This is a genomic window from Kitasatospora sp. NPDC088346, from assembly GCF_044740765.1.
Classification (GTDB): Bacteria; Actinomycetota; Actinomycetes; order Streptomycetales; family Streptomycetaceae; genus Kitasatospora.
In genome coordinates this window covers 34098-55625 of record NZ_JBIURH010000048.1, presented here as the reverse complement: position 1 = coordinate 55625, position 21528 = coordinate 34098, and the positions used below count along the sequence as shown (strand labels likewise).

The window sequence follows — 21528 nt, the reverse complement described above, 5'->3', positions numbered from 1 at the left end:
CGGGGCCCCCGCGGGGGGGGGGGGGGGCCCGGGGGGGGGGGGGGGGGGGGCCGGGGGGGGGGGGGGGGGGGGGGGGGGGGGGGGCGGGGGGGCCCTGTCCCCCCCCCCCCCCCGCGGCGGTCAGAAGCTGACCGCCACCGACAGCTGCGGGTCCTCGCCGACCACGGTCTCCACCTCGGCGATGCGGCCGGCGGCACGGACGTCGCCCTCGGCGAGGGCGAGCCGGTCCAGGACCGGCCGCGGACCGGTGATCACGGCCCGGCCGACATCGGTCCGCATCGGCAGCCGGGCCTCGGACTTCGCCTTGCGAACGCCCGCGATCGCCTCGGCGGCCGTCGCCAGGACGGCACGGTCCGCCGGCCCGGCGATCCGGTGCAGCTCCTCGGCCCGCGGCCACTCGGCGCGGTGCACCGAGCCCTCCTGCCACCAGGACCAGACCTCCTCGGTGGCGAACGGCAGGAACGGCGCGAACAGCCGCAGTTGCACCGACAGCGCCACGGCCAGGGCCGCGCGGGCCGACTCGGCCGCCGGGTCGCCCGGCTCGCCGTACGCCCTGGGCTTGACCAGCTCGACGTAGTCGTCGCAGAAGTGCCAGAAGAACTGCTCGGCCCGCTCCAGCGCCCGGGCGTAGTCGAAGGCCTCGAAGGCCTCGGTGGCGGCCTCGACCGTGGCGGCCAGCTCGGCCAGCATCGCCGTGTCCAGCGGTTCGGTGACCTCCGCCCGGGCCTCGGCCGCACCGAGGCTGAGGACGAACCGGCCGGCGTTGAGGACCTTGACGGCCAGGCGCCGGCCGACCTTCATCTGGCCGACGTCGAACGCGGTGTCCGTGCCGGGCCGGCCGCTCGCCGCCCAGTAGCGGACGGCGTCCGAACCGTGCTGGACCAGCAGGTCGGCGGGGGTGACGACGTTGCCGACCGACTTGGACATCTTCTTGCGGTCGGGATCGAGGATCCAGCCCGAGATGCCGGCGTGGCGCCAGGGCAGCACCCCGTGCTCGCTGTGCGCGCGGACCACCGAGGAGAACAGCCAGGTCCGGATGATCTCGTGGGCCTGCGGGCGCAGGTCCATCGGGAAGACCCGCTCGAACAGGTCGTCGTCGACGCCCCAGCGGGCGGCGATCTGCGGGGTGAGGGAGGAGGTCGCCCAGGTGTCCATGACGTCCGGGTCGCCGGTGAAACCGCCGGGACGGTCGCGCTGCCCGTTGTCGAACCCCTCGGGGGCGTCCGTGCTGGGATCGATCGGCAGGGCGGACTCCGGCGGAGTCAACGGCCGCTCGTAGCAGGGGTTCCCGTCCGGATCGAGCGGATACCAGACGGGGATCGGGACGCCGAAGAAGCGCTGCCGGCTGACCAGCCAGTCACCGTTCAGCCCGCCGACCCAGTTGTCGTAGCGGACCTTCATGTGCGCCGGGTGCCAGGTCAGTTCGGCGCCGCGGTCGAGCAGTTCGCCGCGCAACCCCTCGTCCCGGCCGCCGTTGCGCAGGTACCACTGGCGGGTGGTGACGATCTCCAGCGGTTTGTCGCCCTTCTCGTAGAACTTCACCGCGTGGTTGATCTGCCGTGGCTCGCCGACCAGTTCGCCGCTCTCGCGGAGCATCGCGACGATCCGCTCGCGGCCGGTGTGCACGGTGGCGCCGGCCAGCTGCCGGTACGCCGCGCCGGCCCGCTCCGACTCCAGCCCGGCGGGCGGCTCGGCGGCGAACCGGCCCTGCCGGCCGAGCACCGGGCGGGTGTCCAGGCGCAGTTCGCGCCACCAGACCACGTCGGTGGTGTCGCCGAAGGTGCAGACCATCGCCAGGCCGGTCCCCTTCGCCGGGTCGGCCATCCGGTGCGCGAGCACCGGGACCTCGACCCCGAAGACCGGGGTGCGCGCGGTCGAACCGAACAGCTCCCGGTAGCGCGGGTCGTCCGGGTGTGCGACCAGCGCGACGCAGGCCGGCAGCAGTTCGGGCCGGGTGGTGTCGATCTCCAGCGGCCGGCCGTCCGGGCCGGCGAACAGCAACCGGTGGAACGCGCCCGGCCGCTCCCGGTCCTCCAGCTCGGCCTGGGCGACGGCGGTGCGGAAGGTGACGTCCCACAGCGTCGGCGCCTCGGCCAGGTAGGCCTCGCCGCGCGCGAGGTTGCGCAGGAAGGCGCGCTGCGAGGCGGCCCGTGCGGCCGTGCCGATGGTCTGGTAGGTCATCGACCAGTCGACCGACAGCCCGAGGCGCTGCCACAGCTCCTCGAAGACCTTCTCGTCGGTGACGGTGAGCCGCTCGCACAGCTCGATGAAGTTCCGCCGGGAGACCGGGACCTGCTCCCTGCCGGGCCTGGCGGGCGGCTCGAACGAGGGGTCGTACGGCAGGGCGGGATCGCACCGGACGCCGAAGAAGTTCTGCACCCGGCGCTCGGTGGGCAGACCGTTGTCGTCCCACCCCATCGGGTAGAAGACCTCGCGCCCGCGCATCCGCTGGTAGCGGGCGACGGTGTCGGTGTGGGTGTAGGAGAAGACGTGGCCGACGTGCAGCGAGCCGCTGACCGTCGGCGGCGGGGTGTCGATGGAGAAGACCTGGTCCCTGGTCCGGGAGCGGTCGAAGCGGTATACGCCCGACTCGTCCCAGCGCCGCGACCACTTCTCTTCGAGCCCCGCGAGGGAGGGCTTCTCGGGCACGTCGGGAAGACGAGGCGTATGCGTCATGCCTCCGGATGCTAACCCGTCCGGCCCGGCCGTCACCTGGCATTTTCCCGCGGCACCCGGGGCCCGTACCGCCGGGCGACGGCCGGCTGGTAGGCATGACCCGTGCGTTTCGACAGCGTTCCGAAGCCGCCGGCCGTCGAGGCCAGGCCCCGCGACACCCGCGGCTACCCCGTTCCGGCCGTCACCCCGTGGGAGGGCGACCAGCCGCAGTTCGCGCTCACCGACCACGGGCGCAGCGCCGACTGCGCGCGCGGCCGGCTGTGCTCGGTCTGCGACACCCTGATGCCCAGGGGCCCGGTCTGGCGGGTGGTCGGCGCCGCCGAGAGCGCGGCGATCGCCGACGCCCTCGCGGCCGGCCGCCCGTACCGCAACCTCGCGCCGACCCTGGAGGGCCCGGGCCACCGCGCCTGCATGCTGTACGCCTCGATGGTGTGCCCGTACCTGGCCCGCCCGAACGCCCGGCGCGGCCTGTCGGCGGACGGGGCGGACGAGCTGACCTCGCACGTGCGGCGCGGGGTGAGCCGGGGCGGCACCGGCGCGGTGGTCGGGTTCGGCGACTACGAGTACGCGATCACCCCGGCGAAGGTGCTGTTCCGCTTCCTCGACGTGGTGGAGTTCCTGCCGCACGAGTCGGCGGACACCCATCTGGACGAGCTGCGCGCGGAGCTGGCCCGCCCCGGCCGGGAGTAGCCTCGGCGGGGGCGGCGCTCGGGCGGACCGTCCCGGTCCGGACGGACTCCGCTCAGCGGTGGCCGCCGCGGTAGGCCGGCAGGCCCGGGTAGCCGGAGACCTGGGCCGGGGCGGCGGAGGCGTCGGCCGGCAGGGTGGCCACGCCGTTCGGCGTCCGGACGGCCAGGGTGCGGCCGTCGGGGGACCAGGTGGGCTCGGTGTAGTCCGTGGTGGCGTGCGGGGTGAGGTCCTTGACGGCCTTGCTGCCCCGGTGCTGCTCGAAGACGTGGTCGTGCCCGTCGACCGACCGGACGAAGACGATGTCGTCGCCGTCGGGCGAGAGCGCGGGCTGGGACCCCTTGGTGACGGCGCCGCCCTGCTGGCGCAGGTAGTCGTCGCGGATGTAGACGTCGCCGGTGCGGGAGTTGGCGTACACCGCGGAGCCGTGCGCCCCGCCGCCGTTCGGCCAGACGTTGCCGGTCTCCGGCAGCGGAGCCGTGTCGGGGTCGGAGTAGTTCCCGAGCCCCAGGTTGGTCGGAGTGCCGTTGACGGCGGTGGCCGGCACGACCTTGAGCCGGGAGACCCCGCCGTCCGAGGCGGCGAAGAACAGGTTGCGCTTGGCCTCGACGTAGTTCTGCGGGTCGGCGGCCGCCACCTGCCAGGCCGGGTGCGACCAGGTCTGACCGCCGGGGTTCTTGGCGACCACGACCCGGCCGCTGCCGTCCGGGTTCGACACCACCAGGTCGCCCGAGCCGCTGATGAAGGCGGCCTTGGCCCCGTCCGGGGACCAGGCGAGGTCCCGCACGGCGGTGCCGAAGTCCACCGAGGTGCCGTTCATCAGCACGTACCGGGTGCCGTTGCTGATGGTGAGCGCGCTGTGGGCGGTGCCGTTGACCGGCGCCGCGGCGCCCGGAGCGGCCGGTGCGGCGCCCGACGGGGTCGCCGTGGCGGACGGCGTACGGGTGGTGGAGGCGGCCGCCGACGGGGTGGCCGAGGCCGGAGAGGAGGGGGCCGGGGAGGAGGCGGCCGCCGACGGGGTGGCGCCGGTGAGGCCGAGCGGGGCGGCCGGGGCGGCCGGGGCGGCCGGGGCGGCCGAGGCGGCGGCGGTGGAGGTCGTGTCCGTGGTCGGCCCGCAGCCCGTGAGCAGGGCGCCGCCGGTGGTGACGGCGAGGGCGACGGCGACGGCGGTGCGGCGCAGGCGGATGCGAGCGGACATGACTGGTTCCCCCCCAGTGGTGACGAATGGTCGGACGTTCGCGTTCGGTCGAGCCGCGCCGTCCCTCAGGGACCTGATGGTCCGTCTGTTCGACCTGCTGCCGCTCTGTGCGATGAGAGAAGTCTGTCCGTCGAACATCCGTGGAGTGTGTGCCAACCGTCACGGCTGTGCAACGCCCCGCCGGGACCGAAACGGCTCTCCCGCCTCCCCGCCCGCGGGCCCGCTCTGTGGTTCTGTGGAACGGGCAGGTCAGGGCTTCACGACACCGGAGGCAACGCCATCATGACCACTCGTCAGAACTCCGCCGGCACCGAACGCGCCGACCTGCTGGAGACCCTCGCGAAACACCGCGGCTTCCTGCGGCACACCGTCCGCGGACTCAGCGACGAGCAGGCGGCGCAGCGCACCACCGCCAGCGAACTCTGCCTGGGCGGCCTGATCAAGCACGTCGCCGGGGTCGAGGCGCGGTGGATGCGGTTCGCGGTCGGCGGCGCCGAGGCGATGCGCAGCGAACCCGTCGACTGGGAGGGCCAGTTCCGGATGCTCGACGGCGAGACCCTGGACGGCCTGCTGGACGCGTACGAGCGGGTGGCGCGGGACACCGACGGCCTGGTGGCGAACCTGCCCGACCTCGACCTCGCCCACCCGCTGCCGGAAGCACCCTGGTTCGAGCCGGGCGCCAGCTGGTCGGTGCGCCGGGTCCTGCTGCACGTCATCGCGGAGACCGCCCAGCACGCGGGCCACGCCGACATCATCCGGGAGTCCCTGGACGGTGCGAAGACCATGGGCTGACCGTCCGGCGCCGGCGCCGGCGCCGCCCGCGCGCGCGGCGCCGGACCAGTGGTTAGCGTGAGGAACCGGACCGTTCCCGGAGCAGGAGAGAGGTCAGCGCCATGGCCGTGCAGCCCGAAGGCACACCGTGCTGGGCCGACGCGACGTTCACCGACGTGGAGGCCGCGAAGGCCTTCTACGGCGACGTGCTGGGCTGGACCTTCGGCGAGGGCTCGTCGGAGTACGGGAACTACACCCAGGCCTACTCGGACGGGAAGGCCGTGGCCGCCGTCGTCCCGCCGATGCCCGGTCAGGAGGGCCCGCCGGCGTGGTGCCTGTACCTCGCCTCGCCGGACGTCGAGGCCGCCGCGCGGCGGATCCGGGAGGCCGGCGGCGAGGTGGTCATGGAACCGATGCGGGTCGGTGAGTTCGGCTCGATGCTGCTGGCCCGCGACCCGGGCGGGGTCCCGTTCGGGGTCTGGCAGGCCGGCACGCACGAGGGCTTCGAGAAGCGCGGCGAGAGCGGCGCGTACTGCTGGGCCGAGGTGTACACCCGCGACCCCGGGGCCTCGGACGCCTTCTTCCCCGCCGTCTTCCCCTACCGCACCCGGCGGATGGAGGACGGCGCCGTCGACTTCAAGGTCTTCGAGCTCGGCGACGAGCCGGTGCTCGGGCGGATGGCGATGACGCCGGACTTCCCGCACGGCCTGCCCCCGTACGTCGGCGTCTACTTCGCCGTCGAGGACTGCGACGCGGCGGTCGCCGGGACCACCGAGCGCGGCGGCAGCGTGGTCTTCGGCCCGATCGACAGCCCGTTCGGCCGCTTCGCCGCGCTGATCGACCCGCAGGGCGCGCCCTTCGCCGTGCTCGACCTCGCCCGGACGACCGGGGATATGCCCCGGATCTCCGACGTCTGAGGCGTCCGAATCCGGCTCGTCCCCGGCTCGTCCCCGGCTCGTCCTCGGCCTGTCCGTCCTCGGCGCGGCCTGCGCCGTCGTCCCCGCCGCCCGCGAGAGAGGGCCGATGACCACCTGGGAGACGGCGCACCGCGCTGCCGCCGAGCGCCCCCCGCGCGGCCTGCGGGATCCGCGCGGCCTGCGCGGTGTGCGCGCCCTGTGCCGACCGGTGGCCGCCGCGACGCTGCTCGCCGCCGCGCTGCACGCGGTGTGGGCGCTCCTCCTCGCGGCCGACGCCGGGGACCTGGCGGCCCAGTACGCCTGGACCGAGTTCATCCGGCAGCACCCGGAGTCGGCCTACAACCTCTCCTGGTACGGCGGGATGCACCCCGCCTCGTACAGCCTGCTGACGCCCTACCTGATGGGCGTGCTCGGCGTGCGGACCACCGGCGTGCTCGCCGGGACGGCCGCCGCGGCGCTCGCCGCCGGCCTGCTGGTCCGCACCCGGATCGCCCGCCCGCTGGCCCCCGCCCTGTGGACGGCCTTCGCGTTGTGGTGCAACGTCCTCTCCGGCCGGGTGACCTTCGCCGTCGGCATCGCGTTCGGGCTCGCGGCGGTGCTGGTGGCGGTTGCGCCGGACCGGCGGAAGGTCCCCTCGCTGGGCCGTCCGGTGCCGCGGGCCGGCCGCACCGCGGGCGCCTTGGCGCTCGCCGCCCTGGCCACGGCGGGCAGCCCGGTCGCCGGACTGTTCCTGGGCGTGGTCGCGGCCGGGCTCCGGCTGACCGGTGCCCGCCGGAGCGCCGCGGCGCTGGGCGCGGGGCCCGCCCTGGTGGTCGGCGGTACCGCCCTGGCCTTCCCGTTCGAGGGCGTCCAGCCCTTCGACTGGTGGGTGGCGGTGCCGGTCTCGGCCTCGGCCGCCGCGGTCGCCCTGCTGGTGCCGCGCGGCTGGCGCACGGTCCGCGCGGGAGCGGCGGTGTACGCACTCGGGGTGGTCGTCACCTGGGTGGTTCCCTCACCGGTCGGCAGCAACGTCGAGCGGCTGTCCCTGCTGTTCGCAGGGACGGTGCTGCTCGCCGCCGCCCTCCAGCACCGGCGGGCCGGCCGCCGGGCGCTCACCCTGGCGGTGGCGTTCCTCGCCGTCGCCGTCTGGCAGACCGGCAAACCGGTCGGCGACCTGCTCGCCGCGGACCTGCTCGCCGCCGACCCGTCCGTCCGAACGGCCCGCTCCACCCTGCCCCTGCTCGACGAACTGCGCCGGATCGGCGCGGACCGCGGCCGGATCGAGGTGGTGCCGCTGCGCTCGCACCGGGAGGCCTCCGGCCTCGCGCCGCACGTGAACCTGGCGCGCGGATGGAACCGGCAGGTCGACGTGGTGCGCAACCCGCTGTTCTACGACGACTCGCTGACCGCGGACTCGTACCACGCCTGGCTGCGGCACTGGAGCGTCGGCTACGTGGTCCTCCCCGTCGCCCAACTGGACGACGCCGCCGTGCGGGAGGCCGAGATCGTGGCACGGGGCCAGACCTGGCTGGACCCGATCTGGCGGGACGACGGCTGGCGGCTCTACCGGGTCGCCGATCCGCTGCCGCTGGTCGAACCGCCGGCGACCGTCCGCGAGGCCGGGCCGGCCGCCCTGACCCTGGACGTGCCGCGGGCGGGCCCGGTGCTGCTGCGCGTTCCGTGGTCGCCGTGGCTCGGCATCGAGGGCGTCGAGGGCGTCGAGGGGACCGGAGGTGTCGGTGGCCCGGACCGCCCGGACCGTCCGGACCGCTCGGGCCCCGGCGGACCCTCGCCGGGCTGTCTCGCCGAGGCGGGGGAGTGGACCGTGCTGTACGCCCCGGGGCCGGGCACCTACCGGATCGGCGGCCGCTACGGCCTGCCGCGGGGCAACCCGTGCGCGGACGGCGGGAGCACGGTGGACACCCGGGCCGCGGCAGGGCCGGGCCGGGCGCAGCCGGGTTGAGCGGCGCAGTGCGAGCGGAGCCGGGCGAGCGGATCGGGGGTCAGCGGGCGCGCAGGGCCCCGGCGGTGCTGCCGGTCCGCTCCCGCAGCAGGATCCGCAGCGTGTTGGCGTGCTCGTACCCGACCCTGCGGGCTATCGCCTCCAGTGAGAGGTCGGTGGTCCGCAGCAGGTGCGAGGCCTGCTCGACCCGCAGGTCCTGGACGAAGCGGACGGGCGAGGTCCCCAGGGTGCGGCGCACCGTCCGCTGGAGCGTGCGCTCGCTGACCCCCAGGGCGCGGGCGGCCGTGCCCACGCTCACCGGCCCCGCCAGGTGCTGGCGCGCCCACTGCTCGAAGGCCGCGACCAGCGGATCGGCCTGGGCCAGCGCACTCGGGATCGTGTAGGCGGACTGCGACGGCCGCTCGTCGACGACCAGGTATCGGGCGACCAGGTCCGCCAGCGCCGGGCTGCTCATCCGGACGACCGCCAGCGCGAGGTCCACATGGCCGAAGGCCGCGCCCGCGGTGGTCACCCCGTCGGACGTGGTCACCATCCTGGTCTCGTCGACGGTGACCGCCGGGTAGCGCAGCCGGAAGGTCGGGGCCAGCCACCAACTGGTGGTCGCCCGCCGCCCGTCCAGGATCCCGGACTCGGCGAGCAGGAACGTTCCGGTGCAGGCCGACGCGACGGGCGTCCCCCGGTCGCGGGCGGCGGCCACCAGCTCGCGCACGGCCGCCGACTCCGGTCCCGACACGTGCGCGATCAGGGCTTCGGGGCGCCGCTCCGCCAGGGCGGGGACGAGCAGCAGGTCCGCGGTGGCCGCGGCCCGGGCGGCCGGTGCGGTGCTGACCGTGTGCCCCGCGCCGGTGCGCACCGTGCGGCGGAAACCGACTGTGCTCAGCCGCCAGGCGGGCGGCGGCTGCTGCAGCTGATCGCGCATCGCGTTGGCGCCCTCGATGACGTCCAGGACCGCCGCGAGTCCCGAGTCGAAGACACCGTCGTAGGCCAGCACTGCTATCTCCATGGCGGAAACGGTATCCGACGAGTCGTTCGCGACACTGGGCGATCTCCGTCGGCGGGCCTAGGTTGAAGATGTTCCCGGACAACCGGGAACGATCACGACATACGGAGCGAAACGATGAAGATCGGACTTCTGGCCCGGATCGAGGCCAAGCCCGAGTACGCCGACACGGTCGAGGGCCTGCTGCGGGACGCACTGCAGCTCGCCCGGGACGAGGAGCACACCGTCACCTGGTTCGCGTTCCGGGAGAACGCCACCACCTTCGGGATCTTCGACACCTTCGAGGACGAGGCCGGCCGCACCGGACACCTTCAGGGCCGGATCGCCGCGGCCCTGATGGAGGCCGCCCCCACGATGCTGAGCACGCCGCCGGACATCCGTCCGGTCGACCTCCTGGCGGTCAAGCTCCCCTGAGGCCGTCGGGCCTTCGGGTTTCCGGGTCGTCGCGGCCCGGAGACCCGAGGGCCCGGTCGCCGGTGGGTCATTCGCAGTTGGTCCCGCCCGGCCCGCCGAAGAAGAAGTACTCGTTCCACGGGGCCGCCGCGTGGCCGACCGCGGTGGTGAAGCACTTCGGCGACGGCTGCGACGCGGTCAGCGATGCCGACTGGGCGCCCCCGCCCACGCCGAAGTAGTAGACGTCGCGCTGGTAGGCCGCGAACTGCCAGCCGCTGCTGGCGAACGCGCCGCTGCCCATCGGCGGCCATGCCGTGGTGTCCACGACCTCACCGCCGTAGTCGATGTCCGCGGCGTTCCTGGAGAGCTGTCCGCCGCCGAACAGCGAACCCCGGTAGTAACCCACCGCATTGCTCGCCGTGGTGCCACCGAGGTAGAGCCACCAATTCCCGCCGGAGAAGTACCAGGTCACCTCGACCTCGTACTGCGCGCCGCCCCAGACGCTCGACGGGCTCAGTGTCCCGCCGATGGCCCAGGCGGAATTCGTCTGGGTGAAAGCCGAACAGTCGAGGTTGTAACACCCGGTGTTCTGGTAGCCGTCCGCGGTCCAGTAGATGAACAGGACCGGCTGGGTGGTTCCGTATTTGCCCGGATAGATCTGGGAACCGCACTCGACGGTCTGGACCGGCGAACCGCCGGCGTACCACTGCTGGGAGAGCGAGAACACCTGCGACCCGATGTTGGGGTCCCAGATGTTGACGAAGCTGTGGCCGCCGAGATTGTCGATGACCTGGAACGCGTGCGCGTATTTGTGGACATTCGCCTCGATGGCGGCCGGGCTCAGTCGGGGGTGGCGTCCCATTCCCTCGGGGACTTTGTGAAAGAAGTCCCTGAGCGTGCGTCCGCGGGCCAGTTCCTCCAGGGTGACCCGGCGCATGGGGATCGTGCCCGGCGGACACGACATCGGGTTCCCGAACTTGTCCAGCCGGTCCGACCGCAGCTGCGGCTGCACCGGCAGGGCCGGGTCCTCACCGCTTGGGCCGGGTCGGGGTGGCGCGTCGGGTGGGACGGCCGGGCCCTCGTCGCCGTCCCTGAGCGAGGGCTGATCGTCGATGGGGACGCAGTCGAAGATCTGCCCGTTGTCGTCGACGAAGCTGTGCGGGACGTCGACACCTGAATAGAGGCCGAGAATGTGCTGCCGCATCGCGGCGAATTCGTCCGCCCCGGCCGTCGCCGAACGAGACCTGCGGGTGAATTCATCGTGCCTGGCCGATGCGACGTCGTCGATGAACTGGGCGAAGCTCGGGAAATTCGTGCCGTCCTGGGGTGCCATGACCGGATGCTCCTCCGCGGCCGTGCGCGGGTGCCGGTCGCGGCGCGTGGCGCACGGTCGCCACTGGACTCGGTGGTTTTTCGTGACGGTCGGTAGCGGCCGCCGGTGCCGGTGGAAATTCGTTCTTGAGATTCCACGACGGTGATCCCGAATGGTCGCCGGATCACACGTTGGAGGTGCCGGAAGGGACCGTCCCGGCTCCCGCGGCTCTCACCCTCGGCTATACCATAACTCCGGCCCGTACCGCTTTTCCTGTCGGGCCGTCGAATGGTGGAACGTGCAACCGTTTGTCGGGAGGTGGAATGTGGCGGCGGAGTCGATCCTGCCGTCGTTCCGTGGAATCCCGGGGGGCACACGCCGGCGGGCCGGCTCCGCTCCGGTGGGGAGGGAGGCCGGCCCGAGGGGGTCCGTTCAGGCGGTGGCGGTGGGGATCTTGGCGGTGAAGGCGGCCGGGACGCTGACCACGTCGTCGAAGCTGAGCTTGCCGGGGCCGAAGGCGTCGGCGGTCAGGGCCTTCTTGGTGCCGGTGGTGACCTGCCAGACGGTGGTGCTCCCGGGGGAGAGCAGCATGGTCCCGTCCGCGGGGGCGGTCCTGGCCGCGGACGACTTCAGCCACTCGCCGGGGGCGCCCTCCAGCGGGCGCTTGTCGTAGCCGAGGCCGGTGAAGTCGGCGTAGGTCAGCGGTACGGCGACACCGCCCGCCATGACGTACACGCTGGCGTCGGCGCCCGAGGCGTCCTTGACGACGGTGCCGTTCGCCGGCTGGCGAGCAGCGGCGCCGTGCAGCCAGTCGCCCGGGACGCCCATCAGCGAGCGGGTGTCGTAGCCGTTCGCCGCCCACTCGGAGGCCGAGATGTGCAGGGCCGCGCCGTTGAGCATCACGTACCGGGCCGGGTCGTTGCCCGACTGGTCCATCACCACGCGGCCGTTGCCCACGGTGCGCTGGGCGGCCGACTGCAGCCAGGCGGTCGGGACGCCCATGTCGGGGCGGGTGTTGTACCCGTCGGCGGTCCAGTCCGCGGCGGAGATCGACAGCGAGGCACCGTCGATGACGACGTAGCGGCCGGCGCCGCCCGCCTGGTCGTGGACCACGGTGCCGGCCGGGGGCGCGCTCGGCAGGCCGTTGAACGCCGCGTTGTCGACGAGCACGATCCTGCTCAGGTCGTAGTGGTCGGGGGTGACGTCCGAGCCCGCGACCGGGACGCCCGCCCCGGAGATCATCACCTTCACGTCGGGGCCGTTCGGCGACTTCACCAGCGTCCCGGACGACAGCGAGGCCGGGTCGGGGTAGGACGGGCTGACGGGGTACGGGTTGGCGTGGTCGGCGCCGAGGCCGGCGGCGGGTCCGCACGACGGCCAGGCACCCTGCCCCTGACCTGCCAGGATCTTCTCGCCCGTCAGGATCTGCTGCTGCTTGGTCGCCAGGTCGGGGCGGCCGGCGTACGACGTCCCGCCGAAGGCCCGCCAGGTCGACATCGATATCTGCAGGCCGCCGTAGTAGCCGTTGCCGGTGTTGATGCTCCAGTTGCCACTGGCCTCGCACTGGGCGACCTTGTCCCAGGTCGAGACGGAGGCGGCCGAGGCTTCGGTACCGGTGAGCAGCGGGGCGGCGAGCGCGAGCAGGGCGGTGGCGGTCACGGCGAGCGCGGACTTCTGGCGGGCGGAGGAGCGCATGAGGGGGTCCTGTTCGGGGCGCGGTGCGGGCGGAGGGCGGCGGCGGGGGCCAGGGGCGTGAGGGGTTCCGGGCCGCCCGGCCGTGTGGCGGCCGGGCGGCTCGGGAGTGGCAGTCGGTCAGCTGCTACTGAGGTGCGGTGCCGGGGCCGTTCAGGCGGTGGCGGTGGGGATCTTGGCGGTGAAGGCGGCCGGGACGCTGACCACATCGTCGAAGCTGAGCTTGCCGGGGCCGAAGGCGTCGGCGGTCAGGGCCTTCTTGGTGCCGGCGGTGACCTGCCAGACGGTGGTGCTCCCGGGGGAGAGCAGCATGGTCCCGTCCGCGGGGGCGGTCCTGGCCACGGACGACTTCAGCCACTCGCCGGGGGCGCCCTCAAGCGGGCGCTTGTCGTAGCCGAGGCCGGTGAAGTCGGCGTAGGTCAGCGGTACGGCGACGCCGCCCGCCATGACGTACACGCTGGCGTCGGCGCCCGAGGCGTCCTTGACGACGGTGCCGTTGGCGACCTGGTGGACCGTTGCGGTGCCCAGCCACTCACCCGGGACACCCATCAGCGAGCGGGTGTCGTAGCCGTTCGCCGTCCACTCCGAGGCCGAGATGTGCACGGCCGCGCCGTTGAGCATCACGTACCGGGCCGGGTCGTTGCCCGACTGGTCCATCACCACGGTGCCCGTCGGCAGGGCCCGGGCGACGGCGCCCTTCAGCCACTGCCCCGGGACGCCCATCAGCGTCTGGGTGTTGTACTCGTCGGCCGTCCACTCGGAGCCCGAGATGTGCAGCGCCGAGCCGTTCACCATCACATAGCGCGCCGGGTCGGTGCCGGTCTGGTCCATCACGACGGTGCCGGTGGGAACCGTGCGCTGCGCGGCGGCCTTCAGCCAGGCGGACGGAACGCCCATGTCGGCACGGGTGTTGTAGCCCGCCGGGATCCAGTCCTCGCCGCCGATCAGGAGGGCGGCGTTGTCGATGATCACGTAGCGCTCGATGCCGCCGGCCTGGTCGTGGACGACCGTGCCGGCCGCGGGGGCGCTCGGCAGGGAACGGAACGCGGAGTCGTCGATCAGCACGATCCTGCTCAGGTCGTACTTGTCGGGCGTGACGTCCGAGCCCGCGACCGGAACGCCGGAGCCACCGATCATAACCTTCACGTCGGGGCCGTTCGGCGACTTCACCAGCGTCCCGGACGGCAGCGAGGCCGGGTTCGGGAACTGCGGGCTGGTGGTGCCGGCCGGCGAGATGTAACCGCTGATCGTCTGACGCCACGGCGCCTGGCCCACCCGCCACTTGTCGGTGGTGTTGGTGGTCACGTGGCCCGGGGCGCCACCCTGGTTGCCGCCGGTGATGGTGACCGAGTTGCCGTTGACGGCGGTGACGAGGGCGACGTGGTCCGCGTAGTCGCTGCCGTTGTAGTTGTAGACGACCGCGTCACCGACGTGCGGCGTCTGCGACAGCGTGCCGAACTTCTTGCCGTAGTCCATGAAACTGGCCGCCCGGTCGTCCAGCGTGGCGAGCCCCGTGACCCCGTTGCGGGCCCACACCCAGCCGGCGAAGTCGGCACACCAGGCGTGGGTCCGGCTCGTGCCGCCGCTGCAGCTGCTGCTCTGGTTGGGCCCGCCGACGTAACCACCGTGGGCGCAGTAGGAGTTGCCGTCCTCCGCCCGGGCCGTGCCGGCGATCCCGTCGGTGAGCGGCGAGGCGCCGGCCGGAGTGGCGACGACCGCGGTGAGCACGGACACGGCCAGGGCGGACGCGGAGGTGAGGCGGATCGCGGCGGTCTTGAGGGTCTTGGACATGGCGAAGCTCCTGAAGGCGAGGAAGGGGGGCCGGCGTGCTGCCGCCGCGGAGATCACAGGCAGGCAGGCACGGCGAGGCCGAAGAAGGTGGACGCCGCACCGTGACGCGGGATCGGCTGCCCTGCAGGAGCAGTCGGACCGGTGGACACGGGGACTGGTGGTGGTGCTGGAGGTACTGGAGTTGTTCGGGGCCGCCCGGACCGGGACGGCTGGAAAGCTGGACTGGTGATGCCCGGATGCACGTCCCGCGGTGACGTCTCCCCGGTGTCGCCCGCCGGGTCCGTGTGCTGTTCCCTGCTGGCGATCACTAGCTTCGCCGCAGCTCAAGGCCTATGGAAGGCCTTCCGGCTGGACGGAAACGGCCCCGGACCGTTCCGTCCAGTGAGGGCCCGCGGACGGCACGTCCCGCCGCGCGCGGAGCCGCCGAGGCCCACCGCGCGGACGGACCTCATGATCGGGTCGTGACCGGACAGGACCTCGCCGTCCCAGCGGTGCCGGGAGCGGTGAAGCGCGGGGCGAAGCCCCTGAGAGGACCGCAGCGAGCAGCCGGACCACCTCGCCCCGGCAGGGGCCGACTGCGAGGTGAGGCCGGGCTACGCCAAGTGGAGTTCATGACTGGTGGACGTATCCCCACGAATGCAGCCTGGCTTACGCAGCACCCGCACCGACCGTGCAGCGGCGGGCGGAGCCACCCGGCGTCGTACCCCACTGGGCAGCCGGGGACGACGGCGAAAGGGATCACATGGCAGAACAGGGCATCAGTCAGGGTTGCCTGCCCACCGTTCGCGGGATCGGCAGGTCCCTGCGATGGCGGGTGCGGCACAGGTGCGCACGCGGACGTTCCCGGAGCTCGCCCGCCGGGGTGGCGCTCGTCGCGGCCGGGCTGGCCTTCCTGGGGGCGGTCGGCCCGACACCGAGCAACGCCCTGTCAGGACCGGTCCGTGAGCCCCTGTCAGGAGCTCCGGCGCGATTCCTGCCCGGGCCCTGCCCGGAGACGCCCGAGCCGGTCCCCGGGCGGTGCGGGGTGCTGGAAGTACCTGAGAACCGCGCCGCCCACCGGCACGGACGGACCATCCGACTGGCCGTCGCGATCATTCCGGCGGTGTCCGCGACGCCGGCCGGGGACCCGGTGGTGTTCATGGAGGGCGGCCCCGGCGGCGACGCGTTCGGCAGCATCCCCTTCCTGACCGGCGCCGGCGTGAACCAGGACCGCGACCTGATCGTCATGGCCCAGCGCGGCACCCTCCACTCGGAGCCGAACCTCGCCTGCCCGGAGATCGACCGGTTCTACGCGGGCGCCGTGGGACTGCCCTTCAACGCCCCCTCCACCGGGGAACTCCTGGTCCGGGCGACGAAGGAGTGCCGGGACCGCCTGACCGCCGGCGGAGCCGAACTCGCCGCCTACAACACCACCGAGAACGCCGCGGACTTCGCCGACCTCCGTACAGCGCTGGGCATCGACCGGTGGAACGTCTACGGGTACTCCTACGGCACCGGCCTCGCCCTCACCTACCTGCGCCTGCACCCCGAGGGGATCCGTTCGGTGGCCATCGACTCGGTCGCACCCCCGGCGGTCGTGAACCTCCCCTGGACCTGGGACAGCTTCCGGGAAGGGCTCGACGAGGTCTTCGCGGCCTGCGAGGCCCAGCCCGCCTGCAGGAACCGCTACCCCGACCTCTCCCGGACCGTCACCGAGCAGGTCCGGCGGCTGGAGGAACACCCCCTGACACTGACGGCGCAGCCCCCCGGGGGCGGAAACCCGGTGACGGTCGTCCTCGACGGGGGCACGCTGGTGGACCTGCTGGTCGCCAAGGCCGTCCCGTTCGCCGACCTGCCCGCCGCCCTCGACGAACTCGCCCACGGCAATCCCGAGCGCTTCGCGCGCGCCCGCGCCGCGGGCGCGACCCCCGTCGTCGGCGAATTCGCCTACGGGCTCAAGGAGTCGGTGGCCTGCAGCGAGTGGGTGCCGGGCTACTCGCAGGCCGAGGTGCTGGAGGCCGGGCGCCGCAACTTCCCCGGGTGGCCGGAGGCAGTCCTGGCCCAGGCGCCGCAGCTTCCCTTCCAGTACGACGTGTGCCGGGTCTGGAACGTCCCGGACCGCACGGCCGTCCAGCGGGTGGCCACCGTCAGCGACGTGCCCGCGCTCGTCATCTCCGGCACCTTCGACTCCAAGACCGGGGCGAGCTGGGGCCGGTACGCGGCCCGCACGCTGTCCCGCTCGACCGTCGTGCGGATCCCGGGCATCGGCCACTGGGTGGTCCCCCAGTCGTGCTGCGCGCAGAGCGTCCTGACCTCCTTCCTGGTGCATCCGACGGCGCCGGACACCGACTGCGTGGCGGACCTCGCACCCGCACCGTTCACCATCACCCCTGAATCGGAAAGCGCATGATGTCGATTCCCGTACCCCACCGCCGTCGCACCGCGCGACGGCTCCGGTCCACGCTGGCGGTCGCCGCGGCCGGTGTCCTCGCCGTCGGTCTTGCCGCGCTGCCCGCCCGGGCCGAGCCCGCGGCCGGCCCGCCGCTCGGCACGGTCCCCCGGACGGCCGGGCACGCCCACTACGAGCCGGGCCCCTGCCCCAGAACCGCGGACCCGATCCCCGAACTGGAGAAGGCCCGCTGCGGAACCCTCACGGTGCCGGAGAACCGCTCCCGGCACAACGGGCGAACGATCACCCTCGGCGTCGCGATCATCCCGGCGGCCACGAGCCGACCGGCACCCGACCCGATCGTGTGGTTCGCCGGAGGGCCCGGCGACGACGCGGTCTCCGAGATCCCGCTGGCGCTCAAGGGCAGCCTGAACCGCGACCGGGACGTCATCTTCATGTCCCAGCGGGGCACCTACTCGGCTGACCCTGCGCTCACCTGCCCGAACATCGACGAGTTCAACGCGAACTCCCTCGGACTCGTCTACGGCGCGCCGTCCACCGGACGCCTGCACGTCGAGGCGACCCGAGCCTGCCGCGACGAGCTCGCGGGCCGCGGGGCCGACCTCAGCGCGTACGACGGTACCGAGAGCGCCGCCGACTACGCCGATCTGCGCGAAGCACTGTGCATCAAGCAGTGGAACGTGTTCGGCATCTCGTACGGCACCGATCTGGCCCTGCTCTACATGCGCCAGCACCCGCAGGGCATCCGGTCGGTCGGCATCGACGGCATCCTGCCGCCGTCCCTGGCCGGTGGGGCTGTGACCTGGAAGGCGGCACGAGAAGGCTTCGACGGCCTGTTCGACGCCTGCGCGCAGCAGAGCGCCTGCAACGACCGCTACCCCGACCTGAAGGCCACCTTCGAGCGCCTCGTCGGTGAACTCGAAGCCCGACCGGTCACCACCACCGTCAACGTCCCGGGCCGTCCGGAGCCGGTGGACGTCGTGCTGGACGGCGGCGTCCTGGTGAGCTGGCTGGTCTCCGCCACCCACCTGGCGGCCGGAGTGCCCCGCTCCATCGACGAGCTGGCGCACGGCAACCCGCAGCGGATCGCCGAGCAGTGGGCGGGAGGCAGACTCAGCCCACAGGCCATCGGCAGGCTCTCCCACGGGCTCGCCTACGGCGTCTTCTGCCGCGAGTGGACTCCGTTCGAGAGCGAGGCGGACGTGATCGAGGCCGGGCGGCGCGCGTTCCCGTCGTTCCCCGAGTCGGTGCTCGGCAACGCCCCGATGCTCGCCTGGCTCCACGCGGACTGCCGTGCCTGGGACGTCCCCGCTGCACCACGCTCGATCCGAGACGTGACGCGGAGCGACATCCCGACGCTCGTCCTGTCCGGCGGGTTCGACGCCCAGACCGCGCCGAGCAGCGGGCCGTACGCCGCCCGCACACTGAGCCGGGCCACCGAGGTCACGGTCCCCTACGTCGCCCACGTGGTCTTCGCCGACTCGGTGTGTGCGCAGGAGATCACCCGCTCGTTCTTCGACACTCCGACCGCGCCGAACACGGAATGCCTCGCATGTCTCCAGCCGCCTGACTTCGAGATCGGGTAAGGCCGACCGACCCACCGACCGCCGGGCGCTCACGGTGCCGAGCGCCCCGGGTGGCACGGCGTTTCGGCGCACGTTCCGGTCCTGTGACGTGGGCGAAGGCCCGGTACCTTCGTCCCGTGCTGCCGTGGTGCCGTGCGGCGCGACTGCACCGCTCGTCCCGGGTGGGCGACCTCAACGGCAACCAAGACTGCGACCACGGAACGACGAAGGCCCGGACCGCTGAGCGGTCCGGGCCTTCGAGCTGCCATGGCTGGCAGAGGCGGAGGATACGAGATTCGAACTCGACTTTTGCCGAGATTTGACCTGCGGCGATGCGGCAGATTTGGACAAAGGTGGATGATCTGCATGCCGGTCGATGCCCGTTCGTGCTCCTGCATGCGCCGCTGTGCTGACACGTCAGCACAGATGATCATGCTTGCCACGGGTCAGTCTGAACGCTTCTCGCTGCCGATGGCCGTTACAGCTGGTAGCGGTCGGGGGCTTCTCCACGGGGTGCGGGCTCAGAGTCCTTCGGCCTGGATGGCGCGCGTCAGGCTGAGCAGCCACGCGGCGAGCAGGTGCATGGATCGGATTCCATGTGCGGCGGAGTCATGGAACAACGTCCCTAAAGCACTCGGCGCCCCGGCATAGGTTGACCTGCAGGTTTCGGGCAATCGGAATGCCTTGCAGAACGAAACCGCCCACCCTGGCGGCCGACGGTGTCGGTTCAGCAGGCTGGGCGGTCGGCGTTGCGCTGACAGCAAGCTGAGACGGACCCCCGACCGGGTGCGGCAAGCTGCCATGAACCGAGTGGGGCCCAGCTACGACGAGGCCCCGTCACCGCAAGTGCAGGGTGGCGGGGCCTCGGGGCGAGGCGATCACACGTTGCCGAACTCGCCGGACTTAACGGCGGCAAGGAACGCGGCAAAGGAGGAGGCGGGGAAGATCAACGCGGGCCCCTCGGGGTCCTTGCTGTCCCGTACTGGGACAACGCTGGGGAAGTCGGGTGCGATCTCGACGCAGTTCCCGCCGTTCCCGCTGTGCTTTGACTTCACCCACCGGGCGCCGGTCAGGTTGATGTGCGTCATTCAAGGTCCTTCCGAACAGCGCGGATCATGGCGAGCGAAGCCACTGTGGAGAGTGACTCCACCTGGAGCTGATCGTAGTCCTTCTCCCAAGCCGCGACGGTGGCTCGCCCTCGCTCCAGGTATCCCCGAATCTGGGACTCGGAGTATCCGACCACAGTCCGATCCGGCTGTGTCAGCAGGACCACAGGAAGCATGAACGGACGTTGCTCAGCAAGTTCAAAGGGGGCGACCTGCAGGGTGACGTGGGGTTGGCGCGCCAGGGTCTCTAGATGGTCGAGCTGGGCGCGCATCACCTCCCGCCCGCCGATCGGACGCATGAGACAACTTTGATCCATCACCGCATGGATGACAGGTGGCGACTTCTGCTCAAGAAGCCTTTGTCGTTGAGCGAGGAACGTAGCTCGCTCGTCGGCCTGATCCTGGGTGATGCTTCCGCGGCGAACGCTGGCAGCTTCGAGAGCAGCAGCGTACGCCGCAGTCTGAAACAGCCCTGGGATCACCCCTAGCTCGAAGGTTCGCAGCCGGCGGCACCGTGCTTCCGCCTCGGCGAACTCGGGGAAGCCCTCCAACAAGCTCGCGCGCGCGTATCGCCGCCACAGCTCGTAGAACGTACCCCCGGTCTCGAAGGTCTCGTCAGCTTTAACAGCGAAGTTGCTTGTTGGAGGACGCTTCCCCCGTTCGAGGTAGGACACGAGGGTGTTCGAGAATCCCATTCGCCGCCCTAACTCGACCTGTGACCATCCTCTCCCCTTGCGTGACCTGGCAAGTTCTGCGCCGAAGCGCGCTTGTGGAGATGACGCAGGATCAACAGCGTTCGCAAGCACGCCGGTTCGCACCTTTCACATGAGCTTTTAGTCAAAGTTCAAACCCTTCCGATCGTAGCCCTAGCAACCGATCCTTGTAACTAGCCGACTACGGAAGGGAGCGGCGCACCATGGGCGCAGACGCAACCCGCAAGCCCCGCTCGCTGCTCGCCGACATCGTGAGGGAGCAGCGAAGACAGGCGCACAAGGCATGTGCCGAGATCCGCGAGGCGGCCGACAGCGCCGGCTGCCCTCTTCCCTCACTGGCTGTCGAGTCGACGTCAGCCATCACGGGTTCTGTGTTGGTGCAGTTGGGTGGGGCTCCCCCGGACGTGATCACGAAGCTTGCGAAGGTCATCCGGGCCGGCACGATCGCACTCGCGGCCGAGGTGCGCCCTGGCGAACACGCTGACCTCATCAGTGAACCAACTGCAGTTAATGGAACAGGAGTCAGCTAGGTGAGTGTGGGAACGCTGCCAACGCGCGTAGTCGGGCAGCGCCGGATCTTCCGGTTCCTGCGGTGGACCATTGGGCGGGACACGGACCGCGATCCGGTCCACCTGTTCTTCTGCGAGGGTGAGGAAGAGGACGGCACCCGGTGCGGAGCCGATTCGGGAGAGCGCGCCGATGTCGACACCGCTCGCGAGTGGACGTTCACTCATCTTCGGGAGCGCCAAGACCACCGCAGCTTCGGGCAGCTCACGTACGTGCCGCTGGTGATGGTCCCCGAGGAGGAGCCGTCATGACGCCGAAGTGGCCCAGCGTCCTCGCGGCCGTACTGGTACCCCTGGTGGCGTCCGGTGCGGCAACGGGCATGGTTCTCGTGGTTCATCCCGTGGCCGCGGGAGTCCGACAGGCGCTCTGGTGGGCGGTTGCCCTCCCGCTGCTGCTGCTCGGGGTCCCGTATGGCGGCGCCCTGGCGGAGCGATGGCGACACAGCCGCCGGCTACGCATCACGGTGCGACACGTACCTGCCCCGAGCAAGGACCTGCGGTGAGCCCGGGCGGGCTCACCGTCGTTCCGGTGGTCTCGGGTCTCGCGTCCGGTGACCTGCCGCAGCCGGCGCAAGAGATGGACGGGAACCCTTGGTTCCTCGATGACTGCTGGCTCTGGTGTGAGCGCAGGTCCGTACCGGTGCTGTGGCTGGGCCCTGTCACGGCCGTTGGCGGGGTGCACGCCCCCCTGCACGCCTGTGCCCGCTGTATCGAGCGGCTGCACCGCCGTGCCTGGCACTGGGCGCGCCAACGGGATGCCCCCGCGCAGTTCGTACCGGGTGCGGCCCGACACGCGCGCCGACGCGCCCC

At 72.2% G+C, this 21528-nt stretch carries 17 protein-coding genes; 9 read left to right on the top strand and 8 right to left on the bottom strand.

Annotated features, from left to right (window positions below; translation table 11 throughout):
* Positions 1–120 precede the first annotated feature (120 nt).
* Positions 121–2676, bottom strand: coding sequence for a valine--tRNA ligase (gene valS, locus ACIOFR_RS35075; protein WP_401003708.1), 2556 nt, complete (start codon positions 2674–2676; stop codon positions 121–123).
* A gap of 102 nt (positions 2677–2778) precedes the next feature.
* Here valS and ACIOFR_RS35070 point away from each other — a divergent pair, with 102 nt between their 5' ends.
* On the top strand, positions 2779–3366 hold the full coding sequence (locus ACIOFR_RS35070; protein ID WP_401003706.1) for a hypothetical protein: 588 nt from the start codon (positions 2779–2781) through the stop codon (positions 3364–3366).
* Positions 3367–3418: 52 nt separating this feature from the next.
* Here the strand turns inward: ACIOFR_RS35070 and ACIOFR_RS35065 are convergent, their stop codons facing one another.
* A complete protein-coding gene (locus ACIOFR_RS35065; RefSeq protein ID WP_401003704.1) occupies positions 3419–4561 on the bottom strand; it encodes a hypothetical protein in 1143 nt (380 codons plus the stop codon).
* A gap of 282 nt (positions 4562–4843) precedes the next feature.
* Here ACIOFR_RS35065 and ACIOFR_RS35060 point away from each other — a divergent pair, with 282 nt between their 5' ends.
* The 3 genes from ACIOFR_RS35060 (at position 4844) to ACIOFR_RS35050 (ending at position 8191) form a co-directional block, all read left to right on the top strand.
* Positions 4844–5353: a DinB family protein gene (locus ACIOFR_RS35060; RefSeq protein ID WP_401003702.1), complete on the top strand. Its 510-nt coding sequence runs from the start codon at positions 4844–4846 to the stop codon at positions 5351–5353.
* A gap of 101 nt (positions 5354–5454) precedes the next feature.
* Entirely contained in the window at positions 5455–6249 is a 795-nt protein-coding gene (locus ACIOFR_RS35055) for a VOC family protein (RefSeq protein WP_401003700.1), read from the top strand.
* 106 nt (positions 6250–6355) lie between these two features.
* On the top strand, positions 6356–8191 hold the full coding sequence (locus ACIOFR_RS35050) for an MFS transporter (protein ID WP_401003698.1): 1836 nt from the start codon (positions 6356–6358) through the stop codon (positions 8189–8191).
* 40 nt (positions 8192–8231) lie between these two features.
* On the opposite strand, the gene ACIOFR_RS35045 is transcribed toward ACIOFR_RS35050, so the two are convergent.
* Positions 8232–9194, bottom strand: a complete 963-nt coding sequence (locus ACIOFR_RS35045) for a GlxA family transcriptional regulator (RefSeq protein ID WP_401003696.1) — start codon at positions 9192–9194, stop codon at positions 8232–8234.
* A 114-nt stretch (positions 9195–9308) separates the two neighbouring features.
* Between ACIOFR_RS35045 and ACIOFR_RS35040 the strand changes: the two genes are divergently transcribed.
* Positions 9309–9605 carry a putative quinol monooxygenase gene (locus ACIOFR_RS35040; protein ID WP_401003694.1) on the top strand — a complete coding sequence of 99 codons (297 nt, stop codon included), beginning with the start codon at positions 9309–9311 and terminating at the stop codon, positions 9603–9605.
* Positions 9606–9672: 67 nt separating this feature from the next.
* Here ACIOFR_RS35040 and ACIOFR_RS35035 read toward each other — a convergent pair whose 3' ends face one another.
* The 3 genes from ACIOFR_RS35035 to ACIOFR_RS35025 form a co-directional block, all read right to left on the bottom strand.
* Complete coding sequence (locus ACIOFR_RS35035) at positions 9673–10917, bottom strand: neprosin family prolyl endopeptidase (RefSeq protein WP_401003692.1); 1245 nt, start codon at positions 10915–10917, stop codon at positions 9673–9675.
* Between the two features lie 411 nt (positions 10918–11328).
* Positions 11329–12591, bottom strand: coding sequence for a transglycosylase family protein (locus ACIOFR_RS35030; protein WP_401003690.1), 1263 nt, complete (start codon positions 12589–12591; stop codon positions 11329–11331).
* Between the two features lie 150 nt (positions 12592–12741).
* On the bottom strand, positions 12742–14379 hold the full coding sequence (locus ACIOFR_RS35025; protein ID WP_401003688.1) for a CHAP domain-containing protein: 1638 nt from the start codon (positions 14377–14379) through the stop codon (positions 12742–12744).
* A 1138-nt stretch (positions 14380–15517) separates the two neighbouring features.
* Between ACIOFR_RS35025 and ACIOFR_RS35020 the strand changes: the two genes are divergently transcribed.
* Both ACIOFR_RS35020 and ACIOFR_RS35015 read left to right on the top strand, forming a co-directional pair.
* Positions 15518–16768 carry an alpha/beta fold hydrolase gene (locus ACIOFR_RS35020; RefSeq protein ID WP_401003712.1) on the top strand — a complete coding sequence of 417 codons (1251 nt, stop codon included), beginning with the start codon at positions 15518–15520 and terminating at the stop codon, positions 16766–16768.
* The gene (locus ACIOFR_RS35015; protein ID WP_401003686.1) at positions 16765–18354 is read left to right on the top strand and encodes an alpha/beta fold hydrolase; all 1590 of its coding nucleotides are present in this window, start codon (positions 16765–16767) and stop codon (positions 18352–18354) included. The genes ACIOFR_RS35020 and ACIOFR_RS35015 overlap by 4 nt, the downstream gene beginning before the upstream one ends.
* A gap of 857 nt (positions 18355–19211) precedes the next feature.
* On the opposite strand, the gene ACIOFR_RS35010 is transcribed toward ACIOFR_RS35015, so the two are convergent.
* A complete protein-coding gene (locus ACIOFR_RS35010) occupies positions 19212–19421 on the bottom strand; it encodes a DUF397 domain-containing protein (RefSeq protein WP_401003684.1) in 210 nt (69 codons plus the stop codon).
* Entirely contained in the window at positions 19418–20245 is an 828-nt protein-coding gene (locus ACIOFR_RS35005; RefSeq protein WP_401003683.1) for a helix-turn-helix domain-containing protein, read from the bottom strand. Before ACIOFR_RS35005 ends, ACIOFR_RS35010 begins: the two co-directional genes overlap by 4 nt.
* Before the next feature lie 110 nt (positions 20246–20355).
* Between ACIOFR_RS35005 and ACIOFR_RS35000 the strand changes: the two genes are divergently transcribed.
* Both ACIOFR_RS35000 and ACIOFR_RS34995 read left to right on the top strand, forming a co-directional pair.
* Positions 20356–20682, top strand: a complete 327-nt coding sequence (locus ACIOFR_RS35000) for a hypothetical protein (RefSeq protein ID WP_401003681.1) — start codon at positions 20356–20358, stop codon at positions 20680–20682.
* Positions 20683–20970 carry a hypothetical protein gene (locus ACIOFR_RS34995; protein ID WP_401003679.1) on the top strand — a complete coding sequence of 96 codons (288 nt, stop codon included), beginning with the start codon at positions 20683–20685 and terminating at the stop codon, positions 20968–20970. It abuts the gene before it with no gap.
* The last annotated feature ends 558 nt before the right edge of the window (positions 20971–21528 follow it).